This window comes from Amycolatopsis alba DSM 44262 (genome assembly GCF_000384215.1).
GTDB classification, from domain to species: domain Bacteria; phylum Actinomycetota; class Actinomycetes; order Mycobacteriales; family Pseudonocardiaceae; genus Amycolatopsis; species Amycolatopsis alba.
Genome location: NZ_KB913032.1, coordinates 8,148,159 through 8,169,013 on the forward strand (window position 1 = coordinate 8,148,159; position 20,855 = coordinate 8,169,013).

Sequence of the window (20,855 nt, forward strand, 5' to 3'; positions counted from 1 at the left end):
AACGTACGAGAGGTCGGTAAGGGATGCAAGTAGCGTTGGACGATTACGTCTGGGCGGCAGGCATCGCTACCGACCTGGTCAACACCGCTCCGGAGGTCTGGCACGGCGAAGAGCACTTACCCGACCTCGCCGCCTTCGCCGGCCTTCACTCGATACCCACCTCCGCCCGCCCCGGTGAGCTGCGGGCCGTCCACCGGCTGCGCGTCACGGTGCGGGAGCTGATCGATCACGCGGACCGGGCGCACCTCATCGCCGGCGCCTCCGCGCTCACCTCGACCTCCGGTCACATCACCCTCCTCGCGGACAGCGCGCGATGGGCCGTTTCGCCGCGACCGGGCGCGACGGCCCCGGAAGTACTGTCCCTGATTTGCGGCGTCGGGATTCTCGGTGTGGTCCAGACTCTCGGCACGGAACGGTTCCGCGCCTGTGGCGCGCCCGCTTGCCGGGGCGCGTTCATCGACACCACGCGCCCCGGACGGCGTCGTTACTGCATGCCGGGACTCTGCGGAAACCGCGTCAACGTCGCCAACCACCGGTCACGCCTCAAGCGTCGCGACGCTTGAAGCCGATCACCCCGGCGGTCAGCGATAGCACGATGTACGACGTCATCACCAGCGCCGCCCCGGCGGGCGAAAGCACGTACGTGTCGTTTGTCCCGGTGAGCTGCGGCGGCAGATTCGACGGCATGAACGACGCGACGCGTTCTCCGAGCGGCGACGGGAGAAAGTGCGCGAAGATCGGGATCACCAGCAGGACGGCGCCGAGGGTGACCAGCGTGGCGCTCGTCGAGCGCAGCAGCAGACCGAGACCCATTGCGATGAGGGCGGCGACGACGACCGCGACGCCGGTCGCCACGACGGACGGAATCGCGTCACCCACCGAAGTCCAAGGATTGAAGGGCCTCGGCCGGTCACCGAGGATCGCGTTGGCGACGAAGAACGACAGGAACGCGAGCGCCACCCCCACGACGAGAGTCACCGCCGTCACCACGATCGCTTTCGCCGCGACGAGAACGCCGCGGCGGGGAACGGCGATCAGGCTGCCGATGACGCTCCGAGTGCCGTACTCGGTCGTCACCGCCAAACCACCGAGGCAGCCGACGAAGAACGCGACGAACGGCATCACCACCACGGTCGGATCCGCCGGTTCGAAGCTGCTCTTGTCGGCCTCGGACGCGACGTCGTAAGAACCGGACACCACCAGGACGACCAGCGAGCCGAGCGCGACGGCGCACAACGCGCCCGCCAGCACCAGATAGGTGGCGCGGACCGTCCGCAGCTTGAGGAATTCCGCGGCGATCGCGTCCTTCAGGATGACCGGCACGTCGGCACTCATCGAACATCCGCCTTCGGGGCGAGGTATTCGGCGCTCTCACGGGTCATCTGCAGGTACGCGTCCTCGAGCGAAGCACTGCGGGGAGTGAGTTCGTGGACAGGGAGGCGGTGCCCGGCCGCGAGGCCGGCGATCTTCGGGGCATCGATCCCGCTGACCTCGAGCGCGTCCCCTGGCAGCAGCGTCGCCTTCGCTCCCGCTTTCGACAACAGGTCCGCGAGATCCCGCGCTCTCGGCGAACGGACGAACACGTCGCGGGCGAACCGGCGGGCCAGAGCGTCCATCGAGGATTCCATGATGAGCTTGCCGCGCCCGATGATCAGGACATGGTCGGCCGTCAAGGCCATCTCGCTCATGAGGTGGCTCGAGACGAGAACCGTCCGCCCCTGGGCGGCCAGCGAACGCATCAGCTCCCGGATCCACCGGATGCCTTCGGGATCAAGCCCGTTCACCGGTTCGTCGAACAGGAACGTCGCCGGATCGCCGAGAAGGGCCGCGGCGATGCCCAGGCGCTGGCGCATCCCGAGCGAGAACCCGCCGACCCGTTTGTTCGCCACTCCGGCGATCCCGACCTGTTCGATCACCTCGGAAACCCTGCCGCGGCCGATCCCGTTGCTGCGCGCGAGGCAGTGCAAATGGCTGAACGCCGATCGCCCCGGATGCGCGCTCCCCGCGTCCAGCAGCGCGCCGACCTCGCGCAGCGGCCGGGACACGGACGCGTAACGACGTCCGCCGACCTCCGCGATCCCGGAAGCCTGCCGGTCGAGGCCGAGCACGATCCGCATGGTCGTGGACTTTCCCGCGCCGTTCGGCCCGAGGAAGCCGGTCACCTGTCCGGGCTTCACGACGAACGACAGGCTGTCCAGCGCCGTCGTCCGGCCGTAGCTCTTGCACAACTCGTTCACTTCGATCACGCCGTCAACGATCGCCACTCGGCGAGGCGCGCACATCGGACCGGCGGGATCTCTTCGGCCGTTCACGTACTGCGCGGGTATGACGGCCACGGTAGGACTCGCCCGCACCGGCCCACCCGGTAACGTCGGCGCGGTGATCGACTCGGTCCGTCGGACACCTTGGCCGCTTCGCCTGCTCGACGCGGCGGTCGCGATCATCGTGACCGCCGTCTACGTCCACTTCTCGTCCGTCGAGAGCACCGCCACCCAGGCCGGATTCACGGGGCCCGCCTGGCTCGGCTGGGTGATCGCCGCCGCCGTCGGGTTACCGCTGGCGGTCCGCCGCCGCCGTCCGCTGGCCGTGCTGACCCTTGTCGTGCTCGGCCTGATCGCGGCCACCCTCACCCATATGGTGCTGGAGCCGTATCTGGCCGCCGCCTGCGCGTTGTACCTGGTCGGGCTGGCCGAGCCCCTCAAGTACTCGGCAGCCGGCCTCGCCGCGGCCCTCGTCGGCCCTGGGATCGCGATCGTGGTCGCCGAACCGGTCCGGGGCAACACGGTCGCCACCGTCTCCGTCGTATGGCTGGTGATGGGCACTTCGTGGGCGATCGGCGCGGGCCTGCGCCAGCGGCGAGCCTGGCTGCGCCGCGACGCGGAGGAACGGGCCGCTCAAGCGCTGATCGACCAGCGCCTGCGGATCGCGCGGGAGCTCCACGACGTCGTCGCGCACAGCATGGCCTTCACCGTGGTCAAGGCCTCGGTCGCCGCCCATCTCAGCGAGGAACGCCCGGATGAGGCAGGGAAAGCGTTGCGGGTCATCGAAAGCACCACCAGGACGGCCCTGGGCGAAATGCGGAGGATCCTCGAAGTCCTCCGCTCGAGTACGGACCTCGATTCCGATCTGGCCCCGCCCCCTGGGCTCGCCGGGCTGCCGGATCTCGTCGACACCGCGGCGCTGGCAGGCGTCCGGACCACGATGGACATCCGGGTGAAGGATCTGCCGGAGGGCCTTGAACTCACGATCTTCCGGATCATCCAAGAGGGCGTGACCAATGTGGTCAAACACGCCGCGCCCGCCACGTGCCACGTGCACGTCGGACACCATGGCGATGACGTGCGCGTGGTGATCACCGACGACGGCCCCGGCCGCCGGGCTCTTGCGACGGCCGCGAAAGGACATGGCTTGATCGGCATGCGGGAACGGGTAGCCCTCTATCAAGGGAGTTTCTCGGCGGGCCCGGCCGCGGAAGGCGGCTTCCGGGTCGCGGTCTCCCTGCCTGTCTTCGGAACGCGATGATGTCCCGGATCACCGTGCTCATCGTGGACGATCAAGCCCTGCTCCGCGGCACGTTCCGGATGCTCGTCGACAGCGCCCCGGATCTCGAAGTGGTCGGTGAGGCCGGAACCGGGACCGATGCCGTGCGGTCGGCCAGGGAACTCGAGCCGGACGTCATCCTGATGGACGTCCGGATGCCGAACATGGACGGTATCGAGGCGACGCGCCTGATCTGCGGCGGCGCGGACGTGCCGCGCGTCCTCATCCTCACCACCTTCGACGACGATTCGTACGTGTACTCCGCGCTGCGAGCCGGCGCGAGCGGTTTCGTCCTCAAAGACATCCGGCCCGCCGAGCTGCTCTCCGCCATCCGGGTGATCGCTTCGGGTGAGGCGCTCCTGGCGCCGACCGTGACCCGGCGGCTCATCGCGGAGTTCACGCGGCAGCCCCCACCGCGGCGGACACCGGCCAGGAGCCTGGACGGGGTCACGAACCGTGAAGTGGACGTGCTGCGGCTGATCGCCGCCGGGCTCGCGAACTCCGAAATCGCGAAAGAGCTTCATCTGAGCCCGACGACGGTGAAGACGTACATCGGGCGGCTGCTGTCGAAACTGCGGGCGCGCGATCGGGCCCAGCTGGTGATCATCGCCTATGAGACCGGCCTGGCTTCCGTCTCCGGGACACCCGATCCCTGAATGCGGGCAAAAGCGGCGATATCGGGTAAGCACAAGTCGTCCAGTGGCGTGCAGAAATACCACCGGATCGCCGAAAAATGCAGCGAAATCAGCGAGAAAAGTAACTTCGGGTCGAATGCCGTAGCAGCGGTTCGAGAATTTGGCCCATAAACGGTGCGCCTCGCTTCGAAGTATGATGCGCGAGAGTGAATTGTCTCGACAACGAACGAGTCATGGCGGACAATCGGATGCGCGCGACACCCCTCAGGCAAAACTCTTGTTGCGCTCAGTTCCCCTCTCCCATCATTTGGCGAAAAGGAAACTCATGCATGACGATGACGAACCGGTAGGCCGGGTACTCGGCAGGCGGCAGGCGCTGATTCTGCTCGGCGCCGCCGGCGTGACGCTCAGTGCCGCCGGGTCCGCCACGGCGAGCGCCACCACCACGGCAGGCACACCCGAGGTCTGCGCACTGGACTGCGTAGTCAAGCCAGAACAGATGGAAGGCCCGTATTTCGTCGACGAGCGGCTCAACCGCTCCGACATCCGCAGCGAGCCCGCCACGGGGCAACTGGTTCCCGGCACCGCGCTGGCAATCAATTTCACCGTCCAGCAGATTCGCCAGCAGCAGTGCACACCACTGCCGAAAGCCATGGTCGACATCTGGCAGTGCGACGCGTACGGGTTGTACTCCGACATTCCGTCCCAGGGAAGTTCCGGCCGTCGATTCCTGCGCGGATACCAGAACACCGACCAAGCGGGATCGGCCCGGTTCACCACCATTCTTCCGGGCTGGTATACGGGTCGCACGCTGCATATCCACATCAAAATACGTACCGTAGGGACCAACGGACGTCCGTACGAGTTCACCTCGCAGCTTTACTTCACGCCCGAGTTCGGCGCGGCTTATCTGCGGACCGACCCGTATCGGCGGAAAGGCCCGGCCGACACGACCAACAGCCGGGACTCGATCTACCGCAGCGGCGGATCCCAAATGCTGCTGCGGCCGACCCAGGCCGGAACCGGCTACACGGCGGACTTCGCGATCGGTCTCGATCTGTCGAACACCCAGGTCGGCCGTCCCGACTAGACGCGATTCAGGACTGAACACCGAGGTGAGGCCCTTCCCGGCAAACGCGGGGAAGGGCCTCACTCACGAACACTCACGAACCAGAAGATCAGACGCCTGCCACCTGCTGGATCCAGGGCCGGTACCGCGTGATGTTCGTGTACGCCGTGGTCGTCTGCCGGTCACTCGTCGACGCGACGCCGACCTGGCTGCCGGAAGCGAACATCGGGCCACCCGAGTCCCCGCCGGCGGTGATGCCGTCACCGCGGCTCGCGCACACCGCGACGCCGCCGTTGTAGTCACGGCACGAAACCGACGTGACCCGGACGTTCGCGACCTTCAGGTAGCGCGACTGGCAGTTGATCTCCGAGCCGCACTGGCTGGTGGCGCCCCAGCCGTAGACCTGCACGGTCTGCCCGTTCGAGACACTGGCGGTGGTGCCCAGCGGCGAGTAGGTGGCGCTGACCGAGGTGGTGAGCTTCACGATCGCGAGGTCCGCGGTCGCGTGCCGGGTGACGGTCGAGCCGGTGGCCATGGTGCCGCCGGACTGCTGGTCGAGGCTGCCGATCCGGAAGGTGAACGTGCCACCGCCGGCGACACAGTGCTTCGCGGTCAGGATGTACTGCGGCGCGATGATCGTCGAGGTACACGTCTGGCGGCCATTGGCGAAGAGCCTGGCGGCCCAGGGGCCGCTCGACGCGTTCTGGCCGCCGATGATCATCGGCTGGACATCGGAGGCCGGTTCCGTGGCCGACGCCACGGGGGCGGTCACGCCGAGCATCGCTGCGAAAGCGGTACCGGCGATCAGGGCGAATGAGCGCAGTCGCATGGTTCCGACTCATTTCTGCGGCGGAGAACACTGCCGCGTACCGAGGGAAGGATGGGCTGATTCTGGGACGCGGCAAGGGAAATCGGACACCGCCGAAAGTCGTGTGGAAGGTACCTATCTTTCCGTTTCGGCCACCGTTAGGTGTTTGCTCCGGGTATCCGGGTCATGCCGTCGGTGTCGGCCGAAGGCAGATGACCCGATCGGCCTCCGTCCATTGGGGACGGATGGCGGCATAACCCTAGGGACATAACCCGAACTCGCCGATGCCCGAGGGGTTCCCGTCGGGGCCCCGAGCACGCCAGAATCGGGCCATGACCACAGCACAGTGGACCCCGACCTACGGCGATCCCTTCGAGCCGGTGCCCTACCGCCCGGCCCGCGTGTCCGAGGAAGAATCGCTGGCCACCGCCGCCGATCTGCGCCGCCGCATGGACACCCGCCGCACCGTGCGGATGTTCTCGACCGACCCGGTACCCGAGCAGGTGCTGGTGGACGCCATCGCGGTGGCGTCGACGGCGCCGAGCGGCGCGCATCAGCAGCCGTGGACCTTCGCGCTCATCCAGGACGCCGAGACCAAACGGCGGATCCGGGAGGCCGCCGAAGAGGAGGAACGCGTCTCCTACGATGGCAGGCTCGGCGAAGAGTGGCTGTCCGCCCTGCGCCCGCTGGGCACCGACGCCGTCAAGACCCACCTCACCGACGCCCCGTACCTCATCGTGGTCTTCCAGCAACGCTACTTCCTCGACGAGGACGGCACCAAGCACAAGCACTACTACGTCGACGAGTCGGTGGGGATCGCGGTCGGCATGCTGCTCACGGCGTTGCATCTGTCCGGGCTGGCCGCGTTGACGCATACGCCGTCGCCGATGCGGTTCCTCGGCGAACTGCTCGAACGGCCGCAGAACGAGAAGGCGTTCGCCGTCATCCCGGTCGGCTACCCGGCGGACGACTGTGTGGTGCCGAATCTGGTGCGCAAGTCGATCGACCAGGTCCTGATCCGCCGCTGACCCCACGCGCGACCTGGGTGTGTACGCGCACCCAGGTTGCGCGAACCACGGATCAACAAGCAGTCAAACTGCACATTAGTGCAGTTTACTGCTCACTTTGACGCATCTCTTGACATATCCGGCGGCGATTGGACACAGTCTGGGCACCGAAGGCGACACGAAGGAGTGTTCTTCATGGCCGACCTGCCCTCTGTCTCCCGGCGGACCCTGTTCGGCGGCGCGCTCGCCGCCGGGGCGCTCGCCGCGATCCCGACGACGGCCTCCGCCGCGGAAGAGGCCGAAAGCGCGCCCCGCCGCCCTGGTCAGCGCAGCATGATCGGGGTGCCGTTCGAACGGCACCAGAACGTCCGGATCGGGATGATCGGTCTCGGCAACCGCGGTATGTCCATGATCGGCGGGTGGAGCGCCGTACCGGGCGCCGCGGTCGTCGCGGTCTGCGACATCCGGGCCGAGCGAGCGAAGGCCGCGGCGGACAAACTCGCCGCCGACGGGCGTCCGCGCCCGGCCGAGTACGGCGGATCCGCCGACGCCTACCGGAAGATGCTCGCCCGCGACGACATCGACCTCGTCTACATCGCCACCCCGTGGGAGTTCCACTACCCGCAGGGCAAGGCCGCGCTGCTGTCCGGCAAGCACGTCGGCGTCGAACTGCCGATCGCGACCGAGCTCGACCAGCTGTGGGACCTGGTCAACACCAGCGAGCAGACCCGCAAGCACCTGTTCCTCGCCGAGAACTGCAGCTACGGCCGCAACGAACTGGCGATCCTGAAGATGGCGCACGAAGGCGTCTTCGGCGAGGTCACCAACGGGCACGGCGGCTACCTGCACGACCTGCGCGAACTGCTGTTCTCCGACACGTACTACACCGACGCGTGGCGCCGGAAGTGGCACACCCGCAGCACCGCGAGCTTCTACCCGATGCACGGTCTCGCCCCGATCGCCGCCTGCATGGACGTCAACCGCGGCGACCGGTTCGCCACGCTGCGCGCCACGGCGACCGAGCCGAAGGGGCTGGCCGACTACCGGAAGCGGCACATGCCGCCGGGCCACCCGTCGTGGAAAGAGACCTACATCAACGGCGACCTGGTGACCTGCCTGATCGAGACCGAGCAGGGCCGGATCATCCGCGCCGAACACGACGTCAGCTCGCCGCGCCCCTACAGCCGCATCAACAGCCTCGCGGGCAGCCGCGGCATCGTGGAGGACTACCCCGAGCGGATCTACCTGGAGCCCGACCACAGCGGGCACGCGTGGAAGGACTTCAAACCGTACCGCGAGCGCCACGATCACTGGCTGTGGAAGAAGCTCAAGGACGACCCGAACCTCGGTGGCCACGGCGGCATGGACTACGTGCTGCAGTGGCGGATCGTGCAGCAGATGCGCTCCGGGCTGGTGCCGGACATCGACGTCTACGACTCCGCGGCCTGGTGCTCCCCCGTGCCCCTGAGCGTGGTCTCGCTGGCCCGCGGCGGGAAACCGGTCCCGATGCCGGACTTCACCCGCGGCGGCTGGTCGAAGCCTCGGGCAGGGCTGGACTCGCAGCCATCGGACATGCCCGGCTAGGACATCCCCCGCAGGTAGGCCTCCAGCGGCCTGGCGAACTGTCCGACACTGGCCGGCGTGCCCGCTTCGACGCCGTCGAGCGAGCGCGCGCCGGCGAACCGGTCGAACAGCAGGCCTTCGATCAGGCTGACGAGGTCCGCGCTCGCGGCGCCGGGATCGGACGCGCCGAGGGCTTCGCACAACCGCGTCGCGTGCTCACGGGAGAACAAGGCTCGCGCGAGGAGCGCGTGGAGTTCGGGGAAGCCGGCGAGTTCGATCGTCAGCGCGTAGCGGGCTGTGACGTGATGGCGGCGGCCGACCAGGAGATCGTCGAGCCAGGCCGCCATCGCGTTCGCCGCGGCGGTGTGGCCCGCGACGGCCGCGAGCGCCAGGCCGGTCAGCTGGAAGCGGTGCGCCGACGTGTCCGCGATGCGCCGGACCACCGCTTCCAGCAACGCCTGGCGCGTGCGGAAGTAGTACGACGTCGAACCGCGCGGAAGGTCCAGCCGGACGTCGACGGCGCTGTGCGTCAGGCCGCGGATTCCCTGTGCGGCGAGGATTTCCGTCGCGGCTTCGGCGATGAGGCCTCGCCGGTCACTTCGCTCCACAGTGGACCTTCCCCTCGGACAGCGCGGTGAGCCTGCTCCGGATCCGGTCCAGATCCGGGACTTCCGGCGGATCACGGAAGAGCTCGCCGACCGGCGCCCGCGCGCAGACGGTCAGGTCCACGCCCGCGTCGACGAGGATGTCGATCAGGACCCGGAACCGCATCGTGGCGTCGGCGCCCGCCGTCCGCAGCGGCGGTACGCCGGTGATGGTCCACCGGCGGTGGCGCGCGGCCAGCTCGAGATAGTCACGGGTGGACAGCTCCGTGGTCGCGCAGAGCCGGTCGAAACCGAACGTCACGCCCGCCGCCGTCTCCACCGGCCCGCCGACGACGAACCGGCCCGGCCTGCTCCCCGGACGGCGGTAGTCGATCTCGCCGTCGAGGCGCACCACGTCGACCCGCGCCCGGAGAGCCGTCACGACGGCCTCGATCTTGTCGTGGAAGAGCGGATCCGGCAGCAGTCCCTCCGGCGGGTAGTTCGACGTCGCGACCAGCATGATCTTGCGGGCGAACACCGCGTTCAGGAGTCGTTCCAGGAGCTTGGCATCGCCGATGTCGTGCAGGTGGAACTCGTCGACGCACAACAGCGCGCGCCGGTCGAGCACCTCGGCGACGGCCCGGTCGATCCCGCCCAGTTCGTGCGCGGCGGACTGGAGGTGCGCGAGGAGGTGATGCAGATGCCACCTGCTCTTACGGACGGGCGCGGCGGAGTGAAAGGAGTCAAGCAGCATCGTCTTGCCCCGTCCGACGGGACCCCACAGATAGACGCCACGACGGCGGCGCGTCACCTCGTCCAGCCGGGCCGCGACGGCGGCCTGGCCGGGGTCCAGCTCTATGTCCATAGAGGCAGCCTCTATGGACATAGAGGGCCGGGCAAGCGAAGGTGATCCAGAGGACAGTCAGCCGTCGGCCGTGTAGCGGGGAACGACCCGGAACACCCGGAGATCCCTCGGCGTCCCCTTGGCCCGGAAATTCCGGCGCGGGCGCACGGTGAAGGCGTCCTGGTCGAGTTCCTCGACGACACTGGCGCTGGCCAGCACCTCGTCGCCGTCCGCGGCGGCCATGATCCTGGCCGCGATGTTCACGTCGACGCCGAGGTAGTCGTCGCCGACCCGCTGCGGATTCCCCCGATGAAGCCCCGCGCGCAGGTGCGGAAGGTAGCCCTCGGCCTTGATCACGCTCACGGCCGAGCAGATCTCGTAGGCGGCGTTCACCGCTTCGCCGGGGTCGGCGAACACGGCCATCACGCCGTCACCGAGACCTTTCACGACACTCCCCCGATGTCCGGTGACGACGGACTCGGTGACGTCGGAAACGGCGCGAAGCAGATCGAGGACACGCTCGTCGCCGGCCTGCAGCGCCCAGGTCGAGAAGCCGACGAGGTCGGTGAACAGCACCGTGATGCCGTTCGCGGCAGGCGGCCGGTCGCCGGTCCGCCGGACGGCCTGCCAGGCCAGGACCGCGGCCAGCCCCAGCTCACGGGTGGCGCTGGGCCGGGCGGCCCCCGCCTCGGTGAGCAGCCGGGCGAGCCTGTCGGACGAACGGCCGGTCGACGGCGCGAGCGGATCACCGGGCGCGCCGTTTCCGGGGACGAGCCCGCGGAGGAACCGCGCGCCGCGCACCAGTTCGCCACGCTGGTCCGTCGCGCGCAGGAACCTGCGGGTCCGGAGGTGCCACGGCTCTGGTCGTTCGGTCACGATCACGACCTTAGCCGTTCGCCATCCGACCGGAGCACCTGTCACCCGCGTGACAACAATACGGCCGCCGATTCCCCTTTCCGCTTTCGCATGACAATCGGCGATCCGGCTATTCCGCATAAGCGTGACAAGATCAGCGCGTAAAGAAAAAGCGAGCGCGCTTTCCCTTTCCCCGTTGGTGACTTTCCACCTAGATTCGGCGTCGAGCCCATTCAACGACGAAAGGACCTGACATGACGGAAACCCTGGTGCGAAAGGGTGTTCGCCGGTTCTGCGCCGCCGGGATCGCGGCCGTGGTCGCCGGAACCGTAATGCTCACCGCGGCGGGAACCGCGGCCGCCGTCGAAAAGAACCTCACGTACAAGGGCGGCTTCCCCATCATCGGCGATCAGCAGGTCGCGGTGGTCGTGAAGGCGGAAATCCCGGCGACCGCCAAGGCCGGAACGCCGATTTCCGTGCCGTTCACCCTCGACGTCGATTCCGGCCAGGCCGCCGGTGACGGGCTCCGCCTGGTCGGCGCCAAGAAGCTCTCCGGCACGATCAGCTCGAAGGTGAACGTCGCGCTCGGCGAGCAGAAGGTGGCGATCCCGATCGAGCTGCCGATCCCGGACACCGAGGTGCCCGCCGAAGGGTCGCTGAAGTTCACCGCGGCGGGCAAGGTCGACTTCACCATCCCGGCGGGAACCCCCGCCGGCGAGGCGACCAGCAGCGTGGACGCGGCGGCGACCTCGCATATCAAGACCGACAGCTCGCTCGGCGAGTTCGACGTCCAGCTCACGCTCGACCCGCCCGACCAGGACGCCACTCTCGGCAAGACGACCGTCAGCTGACCAGCCGTCTTCCCCCGGCTCGCCGAGCCGGGGGAAGACGCGTCTTGACCTCCATCGCACTGGAGGTTGCACGCTGCCGATCATGTGGATTTGCGACAGGTGCGGTATCGAACACCCAGCCACCCCGGAGCCGCCCCGGTGCGTTCTCGACCGCGGCGAGGTCGGTATGGAGGAAGCCGGTGACCTCGGCGCGCACACCGGACGCTGGTGGACGCACGAGGAACTGATCTCCGCGCCGCACAAGACCTTGCACCGTGATCACGGCCGCGGCCTGCACAGCATCAAACGAGAGCCGCATTTCGCGATCGGGCACTGGTCGTTCCTCGCGGTGACCCCGGCGGGCACCCTGCTGTGGGACCCGCCGTCCTGGTTGGACACCGAGGTCCTCGACGTCGTGCGCGGCCTCGGCGACGTCACCGCCATCGCCACCAGCCATCCGCACATGTTCGGCGCCCAGCTCGGCTGGAGCCGTGCGCTGGGCGGGGTCCCGGTACTGGTCAACGAACGCAACCGCGAATGGCTGCCCGCGCCGGACCCGGCGTTCGAGTTCTGGGACGAGCACGCCGAACCCTTGCCGGGCCTCGAACTCGTCCGGCTCGGCGGGCACATGCGCGGCAGCGCCGTGGCCAGGACGCCGGACGGCAGCATCCTGGCCGGGGACACGATCACCGGTGGGCTCGCGCCGGACTGGGTGTCGTTCCAGCGGAACTTCCCCAAGCACATCCCGATGTCCGCGGCCGTGGTCCGCCGTATCGTCGACCGGCTCGACGACTTCACCTACGACCGGCTCTACACCCTCGGCGGCGACACCATCGACCGGGACGCCCGCGCCGTCGTGCGCCGAAGCGCCGAGACCCACATCCGGTGGGTCTCGGGCGACTTCGACCACCTCACTTGATCGCGGACTTCTCCTTGCGGCGGAAGAACAAGGCGATGACACCCGCCATCGCCATGAAGAACGCGACGGACCACATACCGGGGCGGAAGCTGCCGGTCAGCCCCTGCAGCCAGCCGACGAGGTAGGGCCCCACGAAACCGGAGAGGTTGCCGAAGGAGTTGATCAGGCCGATCCCGGCGGCGGCGCCGACGCCGGTGAGGAACGCGTTGGGCAGCTGCCAGAACACCGGGACCGCGGTGAACACACCGATCGCGCACAGGGTCACCGCGGCCATCACCAGGAGCGGCGACCCCAGGTACAACGCGGCGGCGATCGAGACCGCGCCGACGAACGCGGAGATGGCGACGTGCCCGGCCCGTTCGCCGGTGCGGTCCGAATGCCGTGCCCACAGCACCATGGCGACGGCGGCGATCGCGTAGGGAACCGCCGTGATGAGCCCGATCTCGACGATGCTGTATTTGGTCTGGAACTGCTGCTGGAAGTCCTTGATCACTTGCGGCAGGAAGAACGCCAGTACGTAGAGGCCGAAGATGATTCCGAAGTAGACGGCGCTCAGCGCGATCACACGGGGGTCGGTCAGCGCCGATCGGGTGCTCACCTCGTGGGAGACCGTGGCGGTGTCTTCCGAGTCCAGGGTGGACTGCAACGCGGTGCGCTGGCCCGGTGTCAGCCATTTCGCGTCCTTCGGCTTGTTCGGCAGCAGGAAGAACACCGCGACGCCGAGCAGGATCGAAGGCAAGCCTTCCGCGAAGAACATGAAGCGCCAGCCCGACTCGAAGCCGAGGACGCCCTCGCCATGCTGGATGAGCAGGGCGGAGATCGGGCTGCCGAGGACCGACGACAGCGGGACCGCGAGGAAGAACAGCGCGACGATCTTGGCCCGCACCTTCCGCGGGAACCAGTAGGTCAGGTACAGGATGATGCCGGGGAAGAACCCGGCCTCGGCGATACCGAGCAGCACCCGGACGATGTAGAAGCTGACCTCGCCTTGGATGAACGCGGTGGCCGAGGCGACGATGCCCCAGGTGACCATGATCCGCGCGATCCAGATCCGGGCGCCGACCTTGTGCAGGATCACGTTGCTGGGCACCTCGAAGAAGAAGTACCCGACGAAGAACAGGCCGGCGCCGAGCCCGTAGGCGGCCGAGCTGATGCCGAGATCGGCGTTCATGGTGAGTGCCGCGAACCCGACGTTGACCCGGTCCAGGTAGTTGAGCAGATAGAGCAGCCCGAGGAACGGGACCAGCCGGATCATCGCTTTACGGACCGCTTGCGCGGTGGACACCTCTGCCGTCTGTTCGTCCATCCGCGGGAGTGTAGAGGTGCTCAGAACAGCGGGGGCAGGAAGGCACCGAGGTTCCCGCCCGCGGCCCGATCGGCCGGATCGGGATCCACTTGCACCACGTCGGGGTTGCGCGGGTCGTAGGTGACCTTCACCGTCGAACCGCGGGCGGGGGCCTGCAGCGGCGGCGTGATCATCGTCGTGACCACGGTCCGCTCCCCGGCTTCGGTGGCGAACCGGACCTGCACGGTGAACCGCGGGTTCCCCATCACCCAGACGTTCGTGAACTCGACGCCGATGACCTGTCCCATCACCTGAAGACCGGTCTGGGCCAGCGCCTGCGCGCGGTCGTCCGCCTCCGCCTTGGAGACGAACGCCCGGCCCAGCACCATGATCATGACCAGCGCCGTCACGCCCGCCACCGCGGGCACGAGATACGGTTCGTAGTAGACGATCCAGTCGACGTCGGTCCACGGTTCGGCCGCGCCGCCGCCGAACGGCAGCCGCTTCCCCACCGACTCGGGAGGCGTCCACGACGGGATCGCGAAGCCGGTGCCCAGCGCGATGCCGAGCGACGCGGCCAGGCTGCTCGCCCGGAAGCCGACGCCCATCCCGCGCAGCGACATCCCGCCGCCCCACAGCATCGCGAACCCGAGCGACGACGCGATCGTGATCGCGATGCTGAAGAGCAGGACGAGAGAGACCGCCGGACCCGCGTCGGCCCCCCACGCGTCGACGCGATTCAGCGACATCAACCGGAAACCGTCCAGCAGCCCGAGGGCGCCCGACCAGCCCGCGACCGCCCAGGCGAGCGTGGTCGGAACGCCGAGCAGCCACAGGCGCAGGCCGGGACGCCGGGCCCGCCGGGGGTCTTCCGGCAGGCCGAACTCGAAGGACCCGAACATCATCGCCGCCTAACCGATCGGGCCGAACACGGCGACCTTCGCCGGGTCGGCGGGGTCGACGCGGGCCTCGTGGCGGGTACCCGGCGCGTACTGCTGGATCGTCGCCAGCGGCGCGATCAGCGGGACCACCGTCCGGTAGGTGGTGCCGTCGGCGCGGGTGACCTCCAGCGTCGCCGTGTACTGCGCCTGCCCGGCGATCTTCCGGCCGGTCGGCTCCAGTTCGCGGATCACCAGGGTGGCGGGCTCGCAGGTGTCGTAGAGCCGCCGCAGTTCGGTGCCGTAGGCCTGCAGTTCCTGCTGCTGGCGCAGCTGCTCGTCCATCGGCAGCGCCAGGAACGCCGCCATGTCCGGGTCGGCGTTGAGGTTCCGGAACGCCTGCGCGGCCAGCTGCGGCGTCGGCAGCTGCGGGGTGATGTCGTGTCCCTGCGCGGCGGCGGCCTGCCGGAACTGCTCGGCGTGCCGCTGGAAGTCCTGCTGGCCCCGCGCCATGCCCTGCTGCGTCGCGTCGTTGATCTTGTCGCGGATCTTCTTGAACATCGGGTGCCGCCTTTCGCCGTGTCGTTCGTACTGGACACAGCTTCGGCTGGCCGTCCTGCTACCGAACCCAGGTTTTGCCGTCGTCGGTCGCGTCGAGGCAGGTCAGAGGCGCCCAGAAGACCGGTGAGGACGCCGGTTCGGGTTTCTCACGCCAGCGGGCGAGCCGGGACCGCTGCCACGCGCACAGCTCGGTGACCGGGTCTTCGCCGGCGAGCGCGGTGTCGACGGCGATGACCAGTTCGGACATCGGGTCCGAACCGGGCACGGCGGCCGACGTCGGCAAGGCCCAGACCGTGGCGGCGACCAGTCCCGCTCCGGCCGCCACGGTGGCGAGCAGCACGCCGAACGGTTCGGCCAGGCCGAAATCGCTCGCACTGGCGCAGCCGATCAGCGCCACCCGCGCGGGCATGGTGTCCACATCGGACAGTACGAGGTCGGCGGCGGTGAACGGCCGGTGCGGCCCGATCGGCGCGGCCGTGCCGGGGAGCTCGGCCGAACAGGACAGGTGCAGCGCGGTCTGCGCGCCGTACTCGTCGCGCACGCGGCTGACGTGTCCCACGAACACCAGCCGCGAACAGGGCCGCGACAGGAGTTCGGCGAGCAGACGGCGGTCGGTGTCGGTGCGGCGGACCAGATCGAGCCCGCGCCCGACGGCGGGAAGGACCGGGCCTTCGGCGAGCCGCGCGTCCAGATGGCGGATCAGCGGCGATGTCCCGTCCTGCTTGCCGAGCACGGAACCCAGCTCGCCGAAGGCACTCTGGCCGGGGATACGCGGGTCGAGCAGATAGACCGGCGGGCCGTCGGCGGCGGGCGGGCGGCGCGGGATCGCGGCGGGCGCGAGCAGCGAGACGTCGGCGACGTCGAGGACGCGCTCGTCGCCGTCGAAACAGGTGCCGATCCCGTCGATCTCGAGCACGTGATCGGCCCGCCGGTCGGGCAGGGCCAGCAGCCCCCACGGAACTCCGGCCAGGCTCGGTGACGGCTGGATCCGCAGGAGCGGGCGGTTTCCGCCGTCGGCGGCCCTCCGGAGCGCCGCGACCAGGTCCGCGGGCAGGAGATTGAGGGCGAGAACGCGGGCCAGCCGTTGCTCACCGGCGAAGCTGCCGAACGCGTCTTCGCCCAGTGACCGCCGGACAGCGTCGGCCACGCTCTCGCCTTCGTGCGGTGTCGGGGAGGCGGCGTCCAGGACCTGGCGGGCGGTCCCGACCAGGGCGAAGTCGATCGGATGCGTGTGGACGGTGTCGAGGTCCTCGGTGGTCCGCCAGGTGAGGAACGTGTGCCCGGCATCGGCGAAGCGCAGGAGAAAGGTCTCTCGCCCGTGCTTCGCGGCGGGCCAGGTCTCGACGGTTTCGGTGGCGCGCCTCGGCAGCCCGTAGCGCTCGGCGGCGAGGCGGAGCCACGGCTCCAGCTCCGAGGAGGACGCGGGTGACCAGCGCAGCGCGGGCGGCGGGGCGAGCCGGAGCGGAAGCGAGGACGTGACGGAACCGAGTGCCGCCAGCGGAAGCCGTGTGTCCTCTGTGGACGGAAGTATCTCGAGGGACGGCAGTGTCCCGGTCAGGCCGAGCGACGGACCCTCGACCCCCGTGTACGCCCCGGCCGCGCAGGTACGCTCGATCAGTTCCGCCGCCAGTCTCGGCTCCTGAAGCTGGGACAGCAGCGCCAGCGCCATCCCCATCGTGGGAGCCGCGATCTCGCGCGCCCACGCCGTGCGCGCCTGCGGCGAGACGAACTCGAACCGGTACTCCGCCGCCGCGAGGGTCAGCGGGAGCAGCAGATCCAGCACCGCTCGCGGCTCTTTCCCGCGGGCGAATCCCACGGCGGCCGCGACGAAATCCGTATGCAGGCAGTCCGACCAGTCCCCCGACGCCCGCGCCGATTCCCGCGCGCGGGTCGCGTAGTCCTCCGCCGTCGCCCAGTCGCCTTCCGCCGCGGCACAGCGGGCCAGTGCGGTGTCGGTGACGCGCAGGCCCGGAACGTCGCCGTTGGCCGTCCGGATCGTTTTCGCGTGCTCGAACTGTGCCCTGGCCTGCGCGACGTCTCCCGCGTACAGCAGCAGCATGCCCAGCGCGTGGCTCGCCTCCGCGACGTCACCGGTCAGGCCCGCCGTCGCGAGTTCGTCGCGGGCGGCGACGATCGTGGCGACCGCACCGGGGAGATCACCTGCCAGGGCACGGGCCTCGGCCAGCCCGATGCCTGCCTTCGCGGCCATCGGGCCGCCCTCATGCTGAGCGCTCAGCCTCAGCATGTCGGCCCTGGCGTCCGCGTCCTCACCGCCCGCCTGGCGGATCCGGGCCCGTTCGGCCCTGGCCATGGTCTGCTGGTGCGTGACCCGCTCCCGGATCTCGTCGACTTCCGCGAGGACCTCCAGCGCCGCCAGGATCTCCTCGAGCGCGGCCCGCGCGCCCGCCAGATCCCCGGCGGCGATCTGGACGCGCACGTCGAAGATCCGCAGTTCCATCTCGTCGGTGCCGTGGACGTCGAGCAACTCGGGCGGATACTGTTCCGGCCCCGCCTCCTTGCGGAACGCCGCGCGGCGGCGCTGTCCGGCGATCAGCTCACGCGCCTTGGCGACGTCACCTTCCTCCGTGGCCAGGGAGATGAGCACGCGATCGGCGACCTCGCGCGAGCCTTCGATCATCCGCACCTCGGCGTACTGTCCGAAGTGGACGATGGCGGCGGTGCTCACCTTGAAGACCTGGAGTACGGCCTCGGCGCATTGTCTCGCGTTGCGCAGATCGCCCGCGGAGTAGAAGACCGTGGCCAGATCGCTGACCGCGGCGAGGTCGAGGTCGGTCCGGTCCAGCCGGTGCGCGATCTCGCGCATCCGGGTGTACTTCCGGTGTGCGCCCGCGACGTTCCGCACCGCGGCGAGCCGCTTGGCCTCGTCCTGGACCTGGGCGGCTTCGAGGAGCAGCTTGCGGTACTGGCGTTCGGACAGCGAGCACGCGGGCAGGACACCGTACGGCGCCGGATCGAGACCGAAATGCGCGGCGACGCAGCGGCAGTTGTACCCGTGCGAACTCGCCGGACCCAGTTCGGGCGGGAGCGGGCGGTCCGGCGGGTTCTGCGGTGGCGGCATGCCGACGAGCACGTCAGAACTCCTCATCGGCGGAAGCGTCCGCCGCCCGTTCGGCGAGTGTCCCGGCCTCCGGCGGGCGCGCCCGCACGAGCGCGACGACCTGAGCCCGGTCTTCGGGAGTGGTCCCGGCGACCCCTTCACCCGCCACGCCGACGACGAGCGTGATCCGTCCACTGTGGACGCCGGCGGCGAGCCGGGTGGCGGCGGCGTCCAGATCGGCCGTGCCGGTGAACCGGCCGGCGCCCAGCGCCAGCGGCACCTCCGCGAACGGCTCGCCGTCGTGGGTGGCGACCGCGGCGATGGCGGCGTCGGCGAACGCGCCCGCGACATCGACTTCGAGCCGGGCGGTGGCCGCGGTGGTGACGATTCTCCAGGCCACCGTGTTTTCGGCGGCGTCCAGGATCCCCGGCGGCACCCGCGCCCAGTCGACGCTCGCCCTTCCGCTCGCCAGTACGCCTTCTCCGGTCGCGGCCGGATCGGTGCCCGCGGCCAGCGCGTACGAGCGCCTGCCCGGTGCCGCGTTTTCCAGGCGTGCCGACATTTCCGCCGCGGCTTCGGCACGCACGACGTCGTCCTGGTCGTCGAACCAGGCCGCGAGGCGAGCGCACAGTCCCCGGACGTCCGCGGCCACCGGCGGCGCGGCGGCGAGCAGGGCTCCGGCCGCGATCGCCGTGTCGAACAGCTCGGCCGGGGAAGCCTCGAAGCCGTCGAGGAGGCCTTCCGCCAGGTCCTCCACGTCGGCCGTCGCGACCGCTGTTTCGAGGTCCAGCAACGCCGGATCGAGCGAAGGAACTCCGAGCGACGGGCTCGCGGGCCACCACCGGCGCAGCCAGAGCAGCAAAGCGAGCCTGCCCAGCTCCGGCCGGGCAGGGAGGTCCGCCTGCCCGTGACCAAGGACGGTGAGGCTGGTTTCCGCGCCCGCGAGCCGGGTCAGCCACGGTTCGGCGGCCCCGGCATCACTGAGTTCGACCCGCATCGAGGCCGTCCGGCCGTCGAGCAGATCGGCGAGGGCGAACCGGATGAGGGCGCCGTCCGCCGCGACGACGGGCGTGTGCACCGGATGCGTCACGACACGGCCTCCAGATCGGGCAGCCGGGCCACGAGCGCGCGGCGCACCTTGGTCCGCAGGTCCAGCGAGGTCGAACGGACGACACCGGTGACGAGGTCACGGACGTCGACGGCGTCGGCCGGCAGGTCGCCGCGGACGTCGAAGCCGTGCAGCCGCACCCACAGCCTGCTGAGGAACTGCTTGGCGAACTCGCGCAGATCACGCAGGAGTTCGCCGTCGGGCCGCGGGGTGAGCGGGGTGGCCCCGGCCAGGGCGCGGCGCGCGTGCAGGACATAGCCCTCCCGTGCGACCTGGGCGTTGAGCTGTCGCGCGAACTCGGGGACCCCCGCGGGCGCGGCGCCGTCGAGCGGCCGCAACGCGGGCGCGAGAACGACACCCAGCGCGAAGCAGGCGGCCAGCGCGGGCACACCGAGCCCGAAACCCGCGGCGACACGGGCCAATTCGTCGTCGACGAGCTCGGCAACAGGTGCCCGCTCATCCGGGGGAACACGGCGCAGGGTCGCGCGGACCCGCCGTTCGACGCTGCGTTCGAGGAGTTCTGCGCCGGTCTCGTCGCGCCGGTTCAGGGGCGGGACGGCGGTGCGCTCCCCGCGCTGCAGGCCGAGATCCGGTACCGGCAACCCGGAAATCTCTTGCACGGCCTCGCTCAAGGCATGCGCCCCGCCGGGCCGTCGCAGCGCGAGCCCGAGAGCGTGACCGGTGGCCGAATCGGCGAGGGTGCTCCAGGTCGCGTCGGAAAGACTCTCGACGAACGCCTGGAGCGCGGTGATGTCCGGCGGCACGGCGGGCTCGGCCTGCCAGCGGCGATGCAGCTCCGCGGTCAGCTCCGCCGACAGCCGGGGATCCGCGAGATACCCGGTGAGCTGATCGACGCCCGCCGGGCCGCCCTCACCGTGCAGGTCGCGCAACGCCGCCGCGGCCGTCACCGTCGCGTCCGGACCCGGTGCGCCGAAACCCGTCGCCAGCTCGTACGCGAGCGGGAAGCACACGTCCTGGACGTTGCCCGCCGTGATCCGCAAGGCGCGGCGCTGCCGTTTGAGGTGGGTGAACCACGCGGCCGTCGCGCGCAGCCTTTCGGCGTCGGCCAGCAACAGCCCCGTCAGTTCCGCCGCCGCGACCGTGTCCAGTACGGGACGGCCCAGCCGGGGACGTGCCGCCGTGCGGATCACCAGCGGGTCGATGATCTTCTTGATCGTCCGGGTCAGTGGTCCGCCGTCGGCCGACGACAGGACCTCCACGCCGGGGACGTTCGCCCACGCCTGCGCGAGGACGGCCGAACGCAGCCGGGGCTCGCCCGATCCCGTCGTCACTCGCTCTCCCCTCGCGTTG

General features: G+C 69.7%; 20 protein-coding genes. 8 read left to right on the plus strand and 12 right to left on the minus strand.

What is annotated here, in order from left to right; genetic code table 11:
- Positions 1-23: 23 nt before the first annotated feature.
- A complete protein-coding gene (locus AMYAL_RS0137895; protein ID WP_026467772.1) occupies positions 24-563 on the plus strand; it encodes a CGNR zinc finger domain-containing protein in 540 nt (179 codons plus the stop codon).
- Here the strand turns inward: AMYAL_RS0137895 and AMYAL_RS0137900 are convergent.
- Together AMYAL_RS0137900 and AMYAL_RS0137905 are read right to left on the minus strand one after the other, a co-directional pair.
- Positions 544-1,335 carry an ABC transporter permease gene (locus AMYAL_RS0137900; RefSeq protein ID WP_020636517.1) on the minus strand — a complete coding sequence of 264 codons (792 nt, stop codon included), beginning with the start codon at positions 1,333-1,335 and terminating at the stop codon, positions 544-546. The genes AMYAL_RS0137895 and AMYAL_RS0137900 overlap by 20 nt on opposite strands.
- Positions 1,332-2,246 (minus strand): ABC transporter ATP-binding protein, encoded by a 915-nt coding sequence (locus AMYAL_RS0137905; protein ID WP_039796052.1) that lies wholly within the window; start codon positions 2,244-2,246, stop codon positions 1,332-1,334. Before AMYAL_RS0137905 ends, AMYAL_RS0137900 begins: the two co-directional genes overlap by 4 nt.
- A 79-nt stretch (positions 2,247-2,325) precedes the next feature.
- Between AMYAL_RS0137905 and AMYAL_RS0137910 the strand changes: the two genes are divergently transcribed.
- The 3 genes from AMYAL_RS0137910 (at position 2,326) to AMYAL_RS0137920 (ending at position 5,265) form a co-directional block, all read left to right on the plus strand.
- Complete coding sequence (locus AMYAL_RS0137910) at positions 2,326-3,522, plus strand: sensor histidine kinase (RefSeq protein WP_026467773.1); 1,197 nt, start codon at positions 2,326-2,328, stop codon at positions 3,520-3,522.
- The gene (locus AMYAL_RS0137915) at positions 3,522-4,196 is read left to right on the plus strand and encodes a response regulator (RefSeq protein ID WP_020636520.1); all 675 of its coding nucleotides are present in this window, start codon (positions 3,522-3,524) and stop codon (positions 4,194-4,196) included. The genes AMYAL_RS0137910 and AMYAL_RS0137915 overlap by 1 nt, the downstream gene beginning before the upstream one ends.
- A 304-nt stretch (positions 4,197-4,500) precedes the next feature.
- Complete coding sequence (locus AMYAL_RS0137920; RefSeq protein ID WP_020636521.1) at positions 4,501-5,265, plus strand: dioxygenase family protein; 765 nt, start codon at positions 4,501-4,503, stop codon at positions 5,263-5,265.
- 88 nt (positions 5,266-5,353) lie between these two features.
- Here AMYAL_RS0137920 and AMYAL_RS0137925 read toward each other — a convergent pair whose 3' ends face one another.
- On the minus strand, positions 5,354-6,073 hold the full coding sequence (locus AMYAL_RS0137925; RefSeq protein ID WP_020636522.1) for a S1 family peptidase: 720 nt from the start codon (positions 6,071-6,073) through the stop codon (positions 5,354-5,356).
- A gap of 311 nt (positions 6,074-6,384) precedes the next feature.
- Between AMYAL_RS0137925 and AMYAL_RS0137930 the strand changes: the two genes are divergently transcribed.
- Both AMYAL_RS0137930 and AMYAL_RS0137935 read left to right on the plus strand, forming a co-directional pair.
- Positions 6,385-7,080 (plus strand): nitroreductase family protein, encoded by a 696-nt coding sequence (locus AMYAL_RS0137930; RefSeq protein ID WP_020636523.1) that lies wholly within the window; start codon positions 6,385-6,387, stop codon positions 7,078-7,080.
- 174 nt (positions 7,081-7,254) lie between these two features.
- Positions 7,255-8,643 carry a Gfo/Idh/MocA family protein gene (locus tag AMYAL_RS0137935; protein WP_026467774.1) on the plus strand — a complete coding sequence of 463 codons (1,389 nt, stop codon included), beginning with the start codon at positions 7,255-7,257 and terminating at the stop codon, positions 8,641-8,643.
- Here the strand turns inward: AMYAL_RS0137935 and AMYAL_RS0137940 are convergent.
- Genes AMYAL_RS0137940 through AMYAL_RS0137950 form a run of 3 tightly spaced genes read right to left on the minus strand, consistent with a single transcriptional unit; the run spans position 8,640 to position 10,932 of the window.
- Entirely contained in the window at positions 8,640-9,230 is a 591-nt protein-coding gene (locus AMYAL_RS0137940; protein ID WP_020636525.1) for a TetR/AcrR family transcriptional regulator, read from the minus strand. The genes AMYAL_RS0137935 and AMYAL_RS0137940 overlap by 4 nt on opposite strands.
- Complete coding sequence (gene zapE, locus AMYAL_RS0137945) at positions 9,217-10,071, minus strand: cell division protein ZapE (protein WP_020636526.1); 855 nt, start codon at positions 10,069-10,071, stop codon at positions 9,217-9,219. The genes AMYAL_RS0137940 and zapE overlap by 14 nt, the downstream gene beginning before the upstream one ends.
- A 57-nt stretch (positions 10,072-10,128) precedes the next feature.
- Complete coding sequence (locus AMYAL_RS0137950) at positions 10,129-10,932, minus strand: adenylate/guanylate cyclase domain-containing protein (protein ID WP_020636527.1); 804 nt, start codon at positions 10,930-10,932, stop codon at positions 10,129-10,131.
- 227 nt (positions 10,933-11,159) lie between these two features.
- On the opposite strand from AMYAL_RS0137950, the gene AMYAL_RS0137955 reads away from it, so the two are divergent.
- Positions 11,160-11,756: a DUF6801 domain-containing protein gene (locus AMYAL_RS0137955; RefSeq protein ID WP_020636528.1), complete on the plus strand. Its 597-nt coding sequence runs from the start codon at positions 11,160-11,162 to the stop codon at positions 11,754-11,756.
- Positions 11,757-11,922: 166 nt separating this feature from the next.
- Entirely contained in the window at positions 11,923-12,654 is a 732-nt protein-coding gene (locus tag AMYAL_RS0137960; protein WP_020636529.1) for an MBL fold metallo-hydrolase, read from the plus strand.
- On the opposite strand, the gene AMYAL_RS0137965 is transcribed toward AMYAL_RS0137960, so the two are convergent.
- From AMYAL_RS0137965 to AMYAL_RS0137990, 6 genes are read right to left on the minus strand one after another with little or no spacing between them, the layout of a single operon-like run.
- Positions 12,647-13,960 carry an MFS transporter gene (locus AMYAL_RS0137965; protein WP_020636530.1) on the minus strand — a complete coding sequence of 438 codons (1,314 nt, stop codon included), beginning with the start codon at positions 13,958-13,960 and terminating at the stop codon, positions 12,647-12,649. The two genes, AMYAL_RS0137960 and AMYAL_RS0137965, sit on opposite strands and share 8 nt — an antisense overlap.
- A 20-nt stretch (positions 13,961-13,980) precedes the next feature.
- Positions 13,981-14,844, minus strand: coding sequence for a DUF3592 domain-containing protein (locus AMYAL_RS0137970; protein WP_020636531.1), 864 nt, complete (start codon positions 14,842-14,844; stop codon positions 13,981-13,983).
- Positions 14,845-14,850: 6 nt separating this feature from the next.
- Entirely contained in the window at positions 14,851-15,378 is a 528-nt protein-coding gene (locus tag AMYAL_RS0137975; RefSeq protein ID WP_020636532.1) for a hypothetical protein, read from the minus strand.
- Positions 15,379-15,436: 58 nt separating this feature from the next.
- Positions 15,437-18,484: a tetratricopeptide repeat protein gene (locus AMYAL_RS0137980; protein ID WP_245193276.1), complete on the minus strand. Its 3,048-nt coding sequence runs from the start codon at positions 18,482-18,484 to the stop codon at positions 15,437-15,439.
- On the minus strand, positions 18,471-19,526 hold the full coding sequence (locus tag AMYAL_RS0137985) for a hypothetical protein (protein WP_020636534.1): 1,056 nt from the start codon (positions 19,524-19,526) through the stop codon (positions 18,471-18,473). Before AMYAL_RS0137985 ends, AMYAL_RS0137980 begins: the two co-directional genes overlap by 14 nt.
- Complete coding sequence (locus AMYAL_RS0137990; protein ID WP_020636535.1) at positions 19,523-20,836, minus strand: hypothetical protein; 1,314 nt, start codon at positions 20,834-20,836, stop codon at positions 19,523-19,525. The genes AMYAL_RS0137985 and AMYAL_RS0137990 overlap by 4 nt, the downstream gene beginning before the upstream one ends.
- Positions 20,837-20,855 lie beyond the last annotated feature (19 nt).